Origin of the sequence: Stenotrophomonas sp. PA-6-5C (assembly GCF_021605635.1) — a bacterium.
Lineage (GTDB): Bacteria > Pseudomonadota > Gammaproteobacteria > Xanthomonadales > Xanthomonadaceae > Stenotrophomonas > Stenotrophomonas lactitubi.
Genome location: NZ_WKEE01000009.1, coordinates 41,988 through 56,253 on the forward strand (window position 1 = coordinate 41,988; position 14,266 = coordinate 56,253).

Annotated in this window: 12 protein-coding genes; 3 read left to right on the forward strand and 9 right to left on the reverse strand. The window is 68.0% G+C overall.

Going from position 1 to position 14,266, the window contains the following annotated elements; genetic code table 11:
• Nucleotides 1-89 precede the first annotated feature (89 nt).
• The gene (locus tag GIW57_RS05620) at nt 90-1,070 is read left to right on the forward strand and encodes a uroporphyrinogen-III C-methyltransferase (protein WP_236509400.1); all 981 of its coding nucleotides are present in this window, start codon (nt 90-92) and stop codon (nt 1,068-1,070) included.
• A 6-nt stretch (nt 1,071-1,076) separates the two neighbouring features.
• Nucleotides 1,077-2,384, forward strand: a complete 1,308-nt coding sequence (locus tag GIW57_RS05625) for a heme biosynthesis HemY N-terminal domain-containing protein (protein WP_236509401.1) — start codon at nt 1,077-1,079, stop codon at nt 2,382-2,384.
• A gap of 157 nt (nt 2,385-2,541) precedes the next feature.
• Here the strand turns inward: GIW57_RS05625 and GIW57_RS05630 are convergent, their stop codons facing one another.
• Nucleotides 2,542-3,837 (reverse strand): acetyl-CoA C-acetyltransferase, encoded by a 1,296-nt coding sequence (locus GIW57_RS05630; RefSeq protein WP_088100805.1) that lies wholly within the window; start codon nt 3,835-3,837, stop codon nt 2,542-2,544.
• 93 nt (nt 3,838-3,930) lie between these two features.
• Here GIW57_RS05630 and GIW57_RS05635 point away from each other — a divergent pair, with 93 nt between their 5' ends.
• On the forward strand, nt 3,931-4,818 hold the full coding sequence (locus tag GIW57_RS05635; protein WP_089241689.1) for a hypothetical protein: 888 nt from the start codon (nt 3,931-3,933) through the stop codon (nt 4,816-4,818).
• A 141-nt stretch (nt 4,819-4,959) separates the two neighbouring features.
• Here GIW57_RS05635 and GIW57_RS05640 read toward each other — a convergent pair whose 3' ends face one another.
• From GIW57_RS05640 to GIW57_RS05675, 8 genes are all read right to left on the reverse strand, one after another.
• Nucleotides 4,960-5,592 carry a superoxide dismutase family protein gene (locus tag GIW57_RS05640; protein WP_236509402.1) on the reverse strand — a complete coding sequence of 211 codons (633 nt, stop codon included), beginning with the start codon at nt 5,590-5,592 and terminating at the stop codon, nt 4,960-4,962.
• A gap of 33 nt (nt 5,593-5,625) precedes the next feature.
• Nucleotides 5,626-6,195 (reverse strand): superoxide dismutase family protein, encoded by a 570-nt coding sequence (locus tag GIW57_RS05645; protein ID WP_229980014.1) that lies wholly within the window; start codon nt 6,193-6,195, stop codon nt 5,626-5,628.
• A gap of 93 nt (nt 6,196-6,288) precedes the next feature.
• Nucleotides 6,289-7,737 carry a nitrogen regulation protein NR(I) gene (gene ntrC / locus GIW57_RS05650; protein WP_236509403.1) on the reverse strand — a complete coding sequence of 483 codons (1,449 nt, stop codon included), beginning with the start codon at nt 7,735-7,737 and terminating at the stop codon, nt 6,289-6,291.
• A complete protein-coding gene (locus GIW57_RS05655) occupies nt 7,730-8,791 on the reverse strand; it encodes an ATP-binding protein (protein WP_100462717.1) in 1,062 nt (353 codons plus the stop codon). The genes ntrC and GIW57_RS05655 overlap by 8 nt, the downstream gene beginning before the upstream one ends.
• A 110-nt stretch (nt 8,792-8,901) precedes the next feature.
• Nucleotides 8,902-10,947, reverse strand: coding sequence for a TonB-dependent receptor (locus tag GIW57_RS05660; protein ID WP_236509404.1), 2,046 nt, complete (start codon nt 10,945-10,947; stop codon nt 8,902-8,904).
• An 83-nt stretch (nt 10,948-11,030) separates the two neighbouring features.
• A complete protein-coding gene (locus tag GIW57_RS05665; protein WP_089241703.1) occupies nt 11,031-11,333 on the reverse strand; it encodes a hypothetical protein in 303 nt (100 codons plus the stop codon).
• Nucleotides 11,334-11,441: 108 nt separating this feature from the next.
• Nucleotides 11,442-12,599 (reverse strand): MltA domain-containing protein, encoded by a 1,158-nt coding sequence (locus tag GIW57_RS05670; protein WP_236509405.1) that lies wholly within the window; start codon nt 12,597-12,599, stop codon nt 11,442-11,444.
• A 67-nt stretch (nt 12,600-12,666) separates the two neighbouring features.
• Nucleotides 12,667-14,175 (reverse strand): alpha/beta hydrolase, encoded by a 1,509-nt coding sequence (locus GIW57_RS05675; protein WP_236509406.1) that lies wholly within the window; start codon nt 14,173-14,175, stop codon nt 12,667-12,669.
• Nucleotides 14,176-14,266: the final 91 nt, after the last annotated feature.

Genomic DNA, 14,266 nt, shown 5'->3' on the forward strand with positions numbered 1-14,266 from the left:
TGGCTTGCCGGTGTCGTTGGCAACAGTGATGCTGTGCACAACGCTGCCTGCCGGATCTGTTCCGGCGTTGCCGCCGACAAGGAAGCCCGATGAACGACACTCTGCCGCCCGCTCCATCGCCCCATCGCCCCGTGCGCTGGCTGCTGCCGCTTGCCGTGCTGGCGGTGCTTGGCGCGGGCGGCTATGCCGGTTACCACTATTGGCAGAAGCAGCAGAACGACCAGCTGGCACAGGCACAGACCACCGCCGTGCAGCTGAAGGGACTGGAGGCCACGGTCGAGGCCTTGCGCCGCGACCAGCGCGCTGCCAGCCAGCGCCTGCAGGATGCGGCCACCACCAATCGGGTGCTGCGCGACGAAATGCTGGGCCTGTCACAACGCAGTGCCTTGCTGGAAGAGAATCTGGCCAAGCTGGCCGACAGCGCCAACCAGGGCCGCCAAGCGGTGCGGCGCGATGAGGCCGAACTCCTTCTGACCCAGGCCGCGCAGCGTCTGGCGTTCGCCGATGACGTGGAGGGCTCGCGCCGGCTGTATGCGCTGGCCGCCACTGCACTGGCCGATCTTCCCGACAGCGACGGCCTGAACCTGCGCCAGACACTGGTGCAGGAACGCAACGCGCTGGATGCGTTGGGCGCTGGTCCTCGCGTGCAGTCGCTGCAACGCCTGGACGCGCTGGGCAAGGCCCTGCAGGGCCTGCCTTCGCAGATCGCGCAGACACCCGCCGACAACACCGCGAAACCGTGGTGGCAGGCCGCGCTGGCGCCCTTCGTGGACATCACCCCGAGCCGTCTGAACGGTCCGCTGACCTCGGCCGAGCGCACCACCATCGACACGGCGCTGCAGCTGGAACTGACCCTGGCCCGCGCCGCGATCGAGCGCGGCGATGGCAGCGGCCGCGATGCCGCGCTGAACAGAATCGATCTCTGGGCGCAGCGGCGCTGGCCGGATTCACCGGACCTGCGCGCGCAACGTGCTGAACTCCATGCCCTGCGCACGCTGCCATTGCAGGCCGATGACACCGTGCTTGGCAGCACCCTGCAACAACTGCGTACCCAGACCGACCGGAGGTAAGCCCGTATGAAACCCCTGCAATCACTGGTCGTGCTGTTGCTGGCAGTGGCCATTGGCGTAGTTGCTGCGCAATGGCTCGGCACCGATGACCTGAACCGCTACGGCGAAGTGACCCTGCGCTACGCCGGCTACGACTACCACAGCAACCTGCCGAAGGTAGCGCTGCTGTCGGTGATCGGCGTGCTGGTGCTGTGGCTGCTGTGGAGCCTGATCGCCGCACCGTTCCGTGCCTGGGGCCGCTACCGCCGCAAGCAGGGCCGGGTGCGCCTGATCGATGGTCTGCTGGCGTACGAGCATGGCCAGTGGCAGCGCGCTGAGAAGCTGCTGGACGGCGCCGCCAGGGATCCGGAAGTCAGTGGCGTTGCCCTGGCCAACGCCGTGCGCAGTGCGCAGGTGCGCGCCGATGCGCCCGCTGCCGAGGCGCTGCTGCAGCGTCTGGGTGAAAGCGATGCGACGTTGCAGGCATTGCTGCGTGCCGAGCAGCTGCTGGCCAACGATCTGCCGGTGGATGCGATCAACGCATTGGACGTGGCGGCGATCCAGCCGTTGCCGCCGCGCGGTCTGTGGCTGCGTACCGAAGCGCTGGCACGTGCTGGGCGCGCGCACGAGGCTTACGGCCAACTGGGCGCACTGCGCCAGACCAAGGTGCTGCCGGCCGAGGCAAGCAGCGAACTGGAAGCACGCCTGGCCGCACAGGCGCTGCTGGAAGCGGCCGACGTCAACGCCCTGGCTGCGCAATGGGAAGCCACGCCGAAGGCGCTGCGACCGACCCCGGACGTGGTTGCCGCCTACGCCACCCGTGCGGTTGCACTGGACTGGGACGAACCTGCACTGCTGGCGCTTGAGCAGGCGCTGGACCATCGCTGGGATGACGAACTGGTGGCGCTGTATGGCCGTCTGCCGGCCGAGCGTCTGGCTACACGCCAGGCCAACCTGCAGCGCTGGCGCAACGTGCACGACGATTCGGCAGCCCTGCGCCTGGCCCAGGGCCACATCGCGCTGGCGCAGCAACAGTGGGACACCGCCGACGCGTTCCTGCATGAAGCCATCGCCGCTGGCGCCGGCGCCCCTGCGTGGGAAGCGCTGGGCGAAGCCTTCGCGCAACGTGGCGAGCATGTGCTGGCCGCGCAGTGCCTGACCAACGCACTGCGCCTGCAGCGCGGCGAAGACAGCGTAGCGCTGGTGCGTGCACCGGCAGCGGTGGTCGACCCGCCGCTGCATGCGACCGTCGAGGAGCAGTCGATTGCGCCGCTGCCGCCGGTGTATGACGCCAACGAGGAACGCGACGAATTCGGCAACCCGCGATTGCCGTAACCCGCTTCGGTAGACGCCAACCTTGGTTGGCGTGTGGCCGCACCGGGATAACAAAAACGCCGCCCATCGGGCGGCGTTCTTGTGTGTAGATCCACGCCATGCGTGGATGCTCATCGAGCAGTGCCAAGCGAGCTTGGCATCTACCAGAGCAGTCGCATCAACGTTCGACGATCGCCACCACGCCCATGCCGCCGGCGGTGCAGATCGACACCAGCGCACGGCCACCGCCGCGCTCGGCCAGCTGCTTGGCGGCCGTGGCGATCACGCGTGCGCCGGTAGCGGCGAACGGGTGGCCGGTGGCCAGCGACGAGCCCAGCAGGTTGATCTTGTCCGGGTCGATGCGGCCCATCGGCGCATCCAGGCCCAGCCGGTTGCGGCAGTAATCCTCGCTCTCCCACGCGCGCAGGGTGCACAGCACCTGTGCGGCGAAGGCTTCGTGGATCTCGTAGATGTCGAAGTCCTGCAGGGTCAGGCCGTTGCGCTTGAGCATCTCCGGCACGGCCACGGTCGGTGCCATCAACAGGCCTTCGCCGTGCACGAAATCGACGGCCGACACGTGCGCGTCGCGCAGGTAGGCCTGCGGCTCGTGGCCATGTGCGCGTGCCCACTCTTCGCTGGCCAGCAGCACGGCGGCGGCGCCGTCGGTCAGCGGGGTGGAATTGGCAGCGGTCAGGGTGCCGCGGCCGGACACCTTGTCGAAGGCCGGCTTCAGCGTGGCCAGCTTCTCCAGCGAAGTGTCGGCGCGCAGGATGTTGTCGCGCTCGACGCCGCGGAACGGTGCGATCAGGTCGTTGAAGAAGCCGCGCTCATAAGCAGCAGCCAGCTTCTTGTGCGAGGACACCGCCCACTCGTCCTGAGAGTCGCGCGAGATGTTCCACTCCTTGGCCATGTCCTCGCAGTGGTCACCCATGCTCTTGCCGGTACGCGGTTCGGCCACGCCCGGGAACTCCGGCTTGAGCTCGGCGAACTTGAAGCCGGAGGTCAGCGCGCGGATCTTGTCGCCGGTGCTCTTGGCACGGTTGGCCGCCAGCAGCCGCGCACGCAGCTTCTTGCCGTACACGATCGGCACGTCTGAGGTGGTGTCCGAACCGCCGCCGATGCCGGACTCGATCTGGCCCAGCGCAATCTTGTTGGCGACCGTGATGATGCTGTCCAGCGAGGTACCGCAGGCGCGCTGCAGGGTGATGCCGGGGGTCAACGGCGACAGGCCCGAGGACAGCGTGGCTTCGCGGCCCAGGTTCCAGTCGCTGGAGTGCTTGATGACCGCACCCATCGCCACTTCGCCCAGCTGCTGGCCGTGCAGGCCGAAGCGCTCGACCAGCGCTCCCAGCGTGCGCACCGACATGCCGAGGTTGCCGACATCCGAATACGCGGTGTTCTGGCGGCAGAACGGAATGCGGACGCCACCGAGGATGGCGACGGGACGAGCGTTGGGCATGGAGATACCTGGCATGGATGAGGGTGTCTGCAACATGGCCTGCACGACAGAGCAGGCATAATGGGGCCAAGTGTAGCTGCCGCCCTGTGATGGGCCAACCGTGGAACCATGAGCAAACCCGACCCTGCGATGAATGCCCTTGGCGTGCTGGCCCTGGAACTGGCCGGCGGCGAAATCCCCCGCCAGGCGGTGCTCAGCGCTGAACAGGCCGGTGAACTGGCCGAACGCGTCGGCCGCGACCTGTCCAAGCTGGTGCCACAGGTGGCCGAGCTGGACCTGGTGTTCGCCGCCGCCCATTTCGATCCGGCCGAAGTGCTTCGCCCGGGCTGGCCGATCCATCGCCGCCTGGAAGAACTGCAGATGCGTGCGCCCGGCCGCAACCAGGGCCCGCGCGTGCTGGCCTTCGGCGCCGATGCCAGCGGTGATGTACCGCTGCCATTCCAGGCCGACGCGACCCTGGTAGGCGGTGGCCTGCGGGTGGTGCCGTTCCTGCTGACCGGCAGCGAGGTGGCAACCACGGCGGCCGTGGCCGATGCGCTGGAAGAGGTGCTGCTGGCCAATGGCATGGCCCATGCCGATACCGCGCTGATGGCACAGAACACGTTCGGTGCGCGCGTCGAGCATGCGCGCTATTTCACCGTGAACGACCTGGCCGCGATGATGTCGATGCAGTACGACAACCAGGGCCTGGCCGCACTGTGGCCGCTGATTGAAACCGCGATCATGGCCCCGGGCCAGGACGAGTGGCTGAGCGACGCGCCCGAGCCGTTGCTGCGCTATACGCAGGGCGAAGCGCGCATGGCGCTGTTCGACCCGGCCGGCTGGTGCGCGCATTACAACCACGGCAAGGGCGACTGCGAGCGACTGCAGGGCATCTACGAGCAGTTCCTGATGCGCCAGCGGCAGATGGCCGCGGTGCTGGAAGCGCACGGTGTGCCGGTGCTGTTCGTGCATTGCGAGGCTGGGCAGGACGCGCGCGAACTGCTGGCGCGCTGATAGGAAACGGTGGCCGCGACGTGTTGTAGAGCCGAGCCCATGCTCGGCTCAGGGCCCTGGAAGAGCAGCCGAGCGTGGGCTCGGCTCTACAGGAAGCAGTGCAAAGAAAAACGCCGGCTTGCGCCGGCGTTTTTTCATTTCTTACGGGGCCTTGCTGATCACCGCGCACGCCAGTCGCGCACCGGCGTTGCCGGTCGGCTGGGTCTTGTAGTCGTCTGCGTCGGCGTGGACGATCAGGCCGCGGCCGATGATGTCGAAATCATCACCCTTGCCGATGTTGACGTTGCTCGACACCGGGCCATCGACGGTGGCTACGCCCTTGTCGTCGGCCTTGATGTTGGGCATGTCGCCGCCGTGGTGCGGATCGGCGGCCACGTTGCCGTGGTCCTGCTTGCCCGGGTTGAAGTGGCCGCCGGCGCTCATGCCGTCCGGCGCGCTGCAGTCACCCTTCTCGTGGATATGGAAGCCGTGCTCGCTGCCCGGCTTCAGGCCGGTGATCTGGCCGGACGCGTGAACCTTGCCGTCGACCAGCTTGAAGGTGATCGAGCCCTTGGTTTCATTGCCCCGGGTCGGTGCCAGCTCGGCAGTGGCCGAGGCATTGGCTGCCGGGGCCGCTGCGGTAGCCGGTGCGGTGGCCGGATCGGCCGGTGCTGCCGAACCTTCGGCCGGGGTGGTGGCCGGGGCTTCGGCGGCCGGTGCGGCCGGTTGCTGGTTGCAGGCGGCCAGGCCCAGTGCAGCGATGGCGGCGAACAGCGAAGTGTGGATCAGACGCATGGAAACTCTCCTTGGAAAATGCCGGGGGCGTGATCAGCGGGTTACCCGGATCACGCCGCAGGCGATGCGGACGCCGGCATTGCCGGCGGGCTGGCTGCGATAGTCGTCGGCCTTGGCATGCACCACCAGTGCACGTCCGGCGATATCCGTGGCGGCGCCTCCGCCCAGGGTAACGCCCTTCAGATGCACATCGATGTTGGCACGGCCCTGCGCATCGGCCTGCAGGTTGTCGATGTCGCCCAGGTGGTGCTTGCCACTACCGGCACGACCGTGCGCGACACCGGCGGGATTGAAGTGGTTGCCGGCGCTGCTGGCATCCACCGCGCTGCAGTCACCGCGCTCATGAATGTGGAAGCCGGCCTGCTGCATCGGCTGCAGGCCTCCCACCAGACCGGTGAGGTGCACGCCGCCGGGTTCCACCATCAACGCCAGGCGGCCACTGACGATGCTGGCCGAGGCAGGCGCGAGGTTGGCTTCGGCCTGCTTGGCGGTGCTGACCACCGTTGCCGGAGGCGGTGTGGGCTGCGGCTTCTTCGGCGCGCTGCCACAGGCAGACAGGAGCACGGCGGCGGACAGCGGCAGAAGGGCGAAGGACAAACGCATCGAGGACTCCTTGCAGGTAACACTACGGACGGCATCGTCCATGGAGGATCAACAGTTCGGCAAGCGGGTGCGAGGATCGCGTGCAGGCATCGTTCAATGGCCGCCGCGACGGCGACCGGCGCCCAGCTTGCGGGTAAGCGTATTGCGGCCGAGGCCCAGACGCGCGGCGGCTTCGGCGCGACGGCCGTGGGTGATCTGCAGCGCGGCCTCCAGCAGGGCGTGGTCGACCCGTTCGCGTACCTGTGCGTGCAGGCCCTCGGTGCCTTCGGCCAGCTGCCGGCGAGCCCATTCGGACAGCAGCGCTTCCCATTGGCCCGGATCGCCGGCGGCCGTGCTGTTGCGCCGGCTGCGGGTACGATTGAGCGCGGTATCGACATCGGCCACGCCGATCGTGTCTGCAGCAGCCAGTGCAGCCATGCGCCAGCACACGTTTTCCAGTTCGCGGACGTTGCCCGGCCAGTCGTGCTCGCGCAGCGCCTGCAAGGCGGCTGCGGTCAAGCGCTTGGGCGGCGTATCGAGCTTGCGCGCGGCCGCAGCCAGGAAGGTGGTGGCCAGCTGCGCGATATCCTCGCGGCGCTCGCGCAGCGGCGGCAGCTGCAGACGCACCACGTCGAGGCGATGCAGCAGGTCGGCACGGAATTTTCCCTGCGCGACCAGGCCTTCCAGATCCTGATGGGTGGCGGCGACCACGCGCACATCGACGCGGATCAGTTCGCGTCCACCTACGCGGAAGAATTCGCCCTGGGCGAGCACACGCAGCAGGCGCGTCTGCAACGGCAACGGCATGTCGCCGATTTCATCAAGGAACAGGGTGCCGCCGTTGGCCTGCTCGAAGCGGCCGATGTGGCGCCGCTGCGCACCGGTGAACGCACCCGCTTCGTGGCCGAACAGCTCGCTTTCCAGCAGTTCGGCGGGAATCGCGGCGGTGTTCAGGGCGACGAACGGATGCTGCGCACGTGGCGATTCGCGGTGCAGCGCATTGGCCACCAGCTCCTTGCCGGTACCGGTCTCGCCGATGATCAACACCGCCAGCGGCGCCTGCGCGAGGCGGCCGATGGCGCGGAACAGCGCGCGCATCGGTGGCGTGTCGCCCACCAGCTGCGGCGGCTGGTCGCTGGCTGCGTCTGCGGCGGGAGTGGGCGCAGCCAAGGCCGGCGCCACTGCAGGCAGCACGCGCTGGGCCAGCGCTACCGCATCATCCAGGTCGAACGGTTTGGACAGGAACTCATGCGCACCACCGCGGAACGCACCGGCGGTACTGGCGACATCGGTGTAGGCCGACATCACCACCACCGGCAACTGCGGCAGCGCGGCCTTCAGCTTGTCCAGCAGCACCAGGCCATCGTCGCCGGGCATGCGCACGTCGGTGAACAGCAGCGCCGGCGGCGGGCTTTCGGCCAGCGCTTTCAATGCGGGTGCGGCGCTGTCGAAGTCGAGCACCTGGTAGCCGGCCTCGCGCAGCGCGGTGCACAGCACGAAGCGCACGGCGCGGTCATCGTCGACCACCCAGATGCACGGCGCGGACGAGGAAGACTCAGACATCGCGCGGGGCCTCCTCGGCGGTGGCAGTGCCGTTGCCGATCGGCAGCAGCAGGGTGAATACGGTATGGCCCGGACGCGACCGGTAGGTCAGCGTGCCGCGATGCTCGCGTGCGACCTGCTGGGCCAGCGCCAGGCCCAGGCCAGTGCCTTCGGCGCGACCACTGACCAGCGGCAGGAACAGGTGTTCGGCCAGTTCCTCGGGCACGCCACGGCCGTCGTCAGCGATTTCCAGGCGCAACGCCAGGGTGTGCAGCTGTTCGGCGATGCGCACCCCGTGTTCAACGCGGGTGCGTAGGGTGATGTTGCCGGCGCCGGCCTGGATGGCATTGCGCACCAGGTTCCATACCGCCTGAGTGAGGCGGTCGGCGTCGCCGTCGAATTCGGGGATGCTGGGGTCGTAATCGCGCTGCAGGCGCACCGCCCAGCCGGCCTCGTTCTCGGCCAGACGCAGCACGCGCTCCAACGCGGCGTGGATGTTCAGCGCCGCATGCGGCGCGGCCGGCGCCGGTGACAGCAGTTGCTCCAACAGGCCATTGAGCCGCTCGATCTCCGAACCGATCAGATCGATCAGCTCGCGTTCGCTGGCATCGCGCTGCGCGGCGCGGCGCGCCAGCAGCTGCGCGGCGCCCTTCAACCCGGCCAGCGGATTGCGCAGTTCATGCGCCAGACCCTTCAGCGCCGCACTGAGCGCGCTGGGCAGGGCCTGGGTCGGGTCGAGCCCGGGAAACTCATCGACCGGATGCGCCTCCAGCAGCCAGCCGCCATCGTCGCGGCGGCTCATCCAGCCTTCGGCGAAACGCGCTGCCTCACCGGGCAAGGCCAGCGCCAGCCGGTTCAGGCGCAGGCTGTCGCGCTCGTCGCGGGCCAGGAAATGGGCCAGCGCCTCACCCTGCACTTCCAGCGCGGCCAACGGCTGGCCGAGCAGGCGCCGGCCGCTGACGCCCAGCCAGCGCGCGAAGGCCGGGTTGCAGCCGGCGATGCGGCCATCGGGCCCGGACCAGGCCAGCGGCGTGCCGAGGGCGTCGAGAGAAGGCGGGGGCGCGGGGTCGGACATTGCACCAATGTAGTGCAAAACAGGGGCACGGGGTCAGCACCCTTTCCGGTCGGAAAGGGATCTGACCCCTTGCGCGGGTCGAGCAAGCTCGACCACTACCGGCGTTGCGGTTACAGCTTCATGTTGAGCCCAACGAAGACCGCGCGGCCCGGGGCGGGCGAGAACATCGGCCGGGCGCTGTCCCAGAAGAAGCTGTCGTACCACGCGTAGGCATAGTCGCGGCCGGTGACGTTCTTCAGCTGCAGGTCCACGCTCCAGGCCGGGGTGATCTGGTACCTGGCGCTGAGGTCGAGCACGGCGAAGCCACCGAACTTGCCCGTGACGTTGCGCTCTTCCAGGTAGTAATCGCCCTGCGCACGCGCCTGCAGGCCCAGCTGCAGGGCATCGCTGGCCTGGTAGTCAAGGCCGAGGTTGCTGATGTGGCGCGGCGTGGCCGCGACTTCGCGTCCCTGCAGGGACACGCCGGGCGCGCGGTCGTCGCGGGTGATCTTCGCTTCCTGGTAGGCATGCGAAGCCCACAGGGTCCACGCGTCTCCCAGCTGCGCGCTGATCTGCGCATCCACACCGCGGCGGCGGGTCTTGCCCAGCGTGACCGTGGTGCCGGTGGCCGGCATGTTGGACACTTCGTTTTCCGCATCCTGCTGCCATACCGCCAGGCGGGCCTGGCTGCCGGCAAAGGGCTGGAATTTCAGGCCCAGCTCCATGCCGGTGTTGGTGGAGGGCTGCATCGGTGCCTGCCCCGGGGTGAGGTAGGCCGGCGCGGTGGAACCGGTCAGTACCTGGAAGGTGCGGCCCCAGTTTGCGTAGACGTGGGTGTGCTCGCCCAGGCTGTGGATGACGCTCAGCTTGGGCTGGCCGATGCTGCCGTAATCCTGCAGGCGACCGCTGGTGCCGTTCATCAGCCGGGTGTGGCCGCTGAAACGGTCCACACGGTAGGCCGGCACGATCTTCCATGCATCGGCTGGCTGGTAGATCGCCTGCACGTACGCACCCCAGTTGTCGAAGCTGTGGCGGTCGTTGTTCTGCACGCGTGCCGGAGGACGGCTGAAATCGGTGGGTTCGGCGTAGGCGTAGCGCTCGCGGACGTAGCCATTGTCCTGCTGTTCGTAGTTCAGCCCGCCCTCCACGGTGAGCATGGGGCTGGCCTGCCAGGTGAGCGTGCCGAGCAGGCCCGCCTGGCGCTCGTCCCACACACGGCGCTGGCGCGGCAGATTGCCGGTGGGCAGGTCACTGAAGGTCACCCGGCGATCGTCTTCATAGCGGTTGTAGTACAGCCGCGTGCCGAAGGTCACCGCGTCGCTGAGCTTCATGTCCAGGTGCGCGGCGAACTGGCGCATGTCGCGGTCATCGCCGTCATTGGCGTTGCGCAGGTCGCTGCGGCGACGGCCCGCATGCAGCTCTTCCGCGGTCATGAAACCGGGTTCGTCGGCCTCATGGTGGTAGGCGCGCGCGGTCAAGCCGATGCGCAGTCCATCCTCCAGCGAACCGAAGAACCACTTGCCGCCCAGCGAGTATTTCTTCGAGCTGTCGTGGTCGCGGTAGCCGTCGCTGGCCTGGGTGCCGACGAAGTAGTTCTGCGCGAATCCGTTGGCTTCGCGGCCCACTGCCAGCTGCGCATCGCGGGTGTTGTAGCTGCCGTAGGCCAGGCGCGCGTCTGTGTAGGTGCCGCCCTGGCGCGTGCCGAAGTTCACGTTGCCACCGATGTTGTGCAGGCCGTAGCGCGGGTCGTTGGTACCGCGCACGACTTCGATGTAGCTGATTTCCAGCGGAAACAGCATGTCGATGAAACGCTGGTTGCCGCTGTTGACGTTGCTGGGGATGCCGTCGATCAGCGTCTTGATGGCATTGAGGTAGCCCTCGCCGTTGAAGGCGCGGAAGCTGACCTTGCCCGACTCGGCGCCCTGCCGGGTTTCCGTCAGCTGGATGCCGGGCATCTGCCCAAGCAGTTCCCAGCTGTGCGACACGTTGCGGCTTTCGATCTGGTCCGCGCCCAGCACGTCCACCGAGGTCAGCACCTGGTGCGCGCTCAGTTGTCCCTCGCTGTGCTGGTGCACATCGACCTTGCCCAGGGTGAGCGCGGCGTCGGCAGACTGGGCGAATGCTTCAGGGGCGAATGGGGCGGCCGCGAGCGCGGCCACCAGCGTGGGAGTCTTCATCGGGAAGGGGGCGGGAGGCTGGAAATGAAACTTTATAACATTTCGATTTCGCCAGCTATCTGATGATTGCAGGCCCCTCGACCTTAAACGGGGTAGCCGGTGGCTTCCCTGGCCTTCTTCCAGGCAATCTCAAACTCGCGCGCGCTGATCTCGTCGTCTTCGTCGAAATCCATGAACGACACCGGCTGGTCAGCCAGCAGGAAACGATCATCGCTGTGGGCATGCTCATCGGCCCAGACCATCTTGGTGCCGTAGATTTCGACTTGGCGCACGATCTTCTCGCCACGGGCTTCCATCAGCACGTTGCCCTTGCCCAGGCCCGACTCGGCCCAGTGCTTGTAGTACTTCTTCGTGTTGGATTTTGCGTTGTTCTTTGCGTATTTCATTGCATTTGTCCTGGCCGCAGGTGCGGCCGGAGAGATCGGAAGGGCGCCATTATCAGGCATATGGGGTCAGATCCCTTTCCTGCGGAAGGGGATCTGACCCCTGCTGACCTACTGCGGCAGCGCCACGCCCTTCGGCCACAGCATCCAGATATTGCCCTTCTGCTTCATGTCGCCGGCCAGCTTGCCGGCGGCATCGCCGCTGCCCCAGTACAGATCGGCGCGTACCTCGCCGGCAATGGCGCCACCGGTATCCTGCGCGGCCACCGGGCGCACCACCGGCGTGCCGTCCGGGCGCGCGGTCGACAGCCACAGCAGGCTGCCCAGCGGCACCACGGTGCGATCCACCGCCACGCTGTAGCCGGCGGTCAGCGGCACGTTCAATGAACCACGCGGGCCTTCCGGGCTGTCCGCGCTGCGCACGAAGAACACGTAGCTGGGATTGCTGCGCAGCAACTCGGGTACCCGCGCCGGATGTGCCTTCGCCCATGCGCGGATCGTGTCCATGGTGACGTCTTCCTTCTTCAGCTCGCCCTGCTCCACCAGCCAGCGGCCGATCGCGCGATAGGGATGGCCGTTCTGCTCGGCATAGGCCAGCCGCACCTGCCTGCCATCGGACAGGCGCACGCGGCCCGAGCCCTGGATCTGCAGCAGCTGCAGGTCCATCGGATCGGTCAGCCAGGCCAGCACCGGCGCCTTGGCCCCCTTGCTGGCGATGCTGCCGGCATCGTCGTAGGGCTTCAGCACCTTGCCCTCCACGCGGCCGCGCAGGCGCTTGCCCTTCAGTTCGGGATAGACACTGTCCAGCTGCACCACCACCAGATCATCGGGTGTGCCGTACACCGGCACGGTGGCGGTGTCGGTGCGGGTGAGGCTGCCGGGGTAGATGGGTTCGTAATAGCCGGTGATCAGGCCGTCGGCGCGATGGCCACCGGCGCGCAGGGAATAGACATCGAGATCGCGCTGCAGGAATGCGCGGATCGCGCTGGCGTCCTTGTCGGATAAGGTGCTGGCGGTCGCGCAGGGCTTGGCCCAGGTCGCATCGTTCTTCAGCCGGGTACAGCTGCTGCGCCAGGCGGCGAAGCCTGCCTGCAGGTCGGCATCGGATACGGCCGGCAACGTGTTCCAGTCGACCTTGGCGTAGGTAGCGGCAGGCTTCACTGCGGCAGGGGCTTCAGGACGGGTGCCGGTGGTGGAACAGCCAGCAAGCACGGCAAGCGCAAGAAGGCTCCAGCACGTGCGGTTGAAAGGGGCGATGAGGTCAGTCATTGCCCCAATGTAGTGCAATCGGGCGTGGCGCAGGACCGGGATCGCATCCTGCACCGCACGACGGTCCTTATCGCTTGCCGCCCAGCAACTCACTGCTGCGGGTGGCGAACACCGGCGGCGGCACGTCCAGCACGGTATCGCGCACGACGCGACCGGCGAGGAAGCCGACGATGCTGCGGGCGATGGCCGGGTTGCCAGTCCACAACTCGTTGTGATGGCTTGCGTTGCGCACCAGCAGCGAGTGGCCGTTGCTGAAGCCCGGCCGCAGTGCCTCGGCATTGGCCGGGGGCGTACGCCCATCCAGCGTGCCACTGATGAACAGCACCGGCACGTCGCTGTGCAGCGGGCCGCGGAAGCCCTCGCCCAGATCGGCCAGGCCGAGGCCGTCGCCGATGGCTGGGAATGGGAAGTTCAGCCCGTCGCCGAACAGGCTCTGGCGTGCCTGTGCTTCCGCCAGCGCCCGGCGCTGCGGGCTCTGCCCGGAGGCGACGTCCATCGCCAGGCCCATGGCCGGGAACTTCGCGAACTGGGCGCGCCCGATCAGCACCATATCTGCCAGCGGGTCGTAGTTGCCCGTCTCGGCCTCGCGCAGCACCAACGGCAGCCATTGCTGGGGGACGCGTTGCCCCAGCATGTTGGCGATGACGATCTGCGCGTCGTACAGGCCGATGCTGACCTGGCGGCCCTCATGCATCTGGCTGCGGCCCTGCCGCGGCTGCTCGCGCAGCGCCTGCAGCACGCGGGTGGTCGATCCGGCGAGGTCATCGAAGCCGTCCTTGCGGGCAAGCACCGCCAGCTCCTGCAGCAGCGCGTCGCTGCTCAGCGGCAGCTTCAGCGTATCGTCGGGACCTTCGGATCCCATCAGCACCACGCGCTCAAGACCGGCACCGTGCAGGCGCACCGTGGCCAGGGCCAGATGGGTGCCATAGCTCATGCCCCACAGGCTGATCTTCGGTACGTCCAGCGCGCGCCGCAGGTCGTCGAGGTCGCCGGCACTCTCTGCCGTGGTGTAAGCGCCGAGATCGACACCGGCCTGACGCCAGAACGCTATGCACTTCGCCGCCGTGGCCTGCACTGCGGCCAGGGCCGTATCGCGCTGCAGCGGTTGGGCGTCGTCGAAACGTGTTTCATGCGGACATTCCGGCGGCGGCTCGGACTGGCCGGCGCCGCGCTGGTCGAGCAGCAGCACGTCGGTTTCGCGCCGCACCTGGTCGAACACCGGCCAGCGCGGACCGCGCGCGGTATCGATACCAGAGCCACCCGGGCCACCGGCCAGGTAGACCACCGGTGCAGCGCGGCCATTGCCGGCCGTTGCACGCAGGCGCACCACCTTCAGGTGCAGCCGCGGCCCGTCCGGCTCGCTGTGCCGTCGCGGCACCTCCAGCGTGGCGATCTCGGCGGGAACATCGCCATGGCCCTTGGTCTGCAGTGTGTAGGGCTCGAAGGCCAGCGCCGCCGGACCGGCCTGCGCGGGAATGGCGGCGGCGAGGGCCAGGCAGAGCGCGGCGAGGGCGACGGCCACGACGGGGCGACGAACCTGGAAACGGCCGGAAGACGTACAGGCGTTGCGGGTCATGTTGGGCTCCGATGGAAGAATGTGCGCCGCCAGCATCTGCTCCCGCGGAGCGCTGCGGATGCGTCCATCTGCCGAACGTCTCCAGACGCCG

Bases quoted from the DNA above. Each gene is read 5' to 3' on its own strand.
- GIW57_RS05620 (WP_236509400.1), top strand. From the start codon at position 90: ATGAACGACACTCTGCCGCCCGCTCCATCGCCCCATCGCCCCGTGCGC.
- GIW57_RS05625 (WP_236509401.1), top strand. From the start codon at position 1,077: ATGAAACCCCTGCAATCACTGGTCGTGCTGTTGCTGGCAGTGGCCATT.
- GIW57_RS05630 (WP_088100805.1), bottom strand. From the start codon at position 3,837: ATGCCAGGTATCTCCATGCCCAACGCTCGTCCCGTCGCCATCCTCGGT.
- GIW57_RS05635 (WP_089241689.1), top strand. From the start codon at position 3,931: ATGAGCAAACCCGACCCTGCGATGAATGCCCTTGGCGTGCTGGCCCTG.
- GIW57_RS05640 (WP_236509402.1), bottom strand. From the start codon at position 5,592: ATGCGTCTGATCCACACTTCGCTGTTCGCCGCCATCGCTGCACTGGGC.
- GIW57_RS05645 (WP_229980014.1), bottom strand. From the start codon at position 6,195: ATGCGTTTGTCCTTCGCCCTTCTGCCGCTGTCCGCCGCCGTGCTCCTG.
- ntrC (WP_236509403.1), bottom strand. From the start codon at position 7,737: ATGTCTGAGTCTTCCTCGTCCGCGCCGTGCATCTGGGTGGTCGACGAT.
- GIW57_RS05655 (WP_100462717.1), bottom strand. From the start codon at position 8,791: ATGTCCGACCCCGCGCCCCCGCCTTCTCTCGACGCCCTCGGCACGCCG.
- GIW57_RS05660 (WP_236509404.1), bottom strand. From the start codon at position 10,947: ATGAAGACTCCCACGCTGGTGGCCGCGCTCGCGGCCGCCCCATTCGCC.
- GIW57_RS05665 (WP_089241703.1), bottom strand. From the start codon at position 11,333: ATGAAATACGCAAAGAACAACGCAAAATCCAACACGAAGAAGTACTAC.
- GIW57_RS05670 (WP_236509405.1), bottom strand. From the start codon at position 12,599: ATGACTGACCTCATCGCCCCTTTCAACCGCACGTGCTGGAGCCTTCTT.
- GIW57_RS05675 (WP_236509406.1), bottom strand. From the start codon at position 14,175: ATGACCCGCAACGCCTGTACGTCTTCCGGCCGTTTCCAGGTTCGTCGC.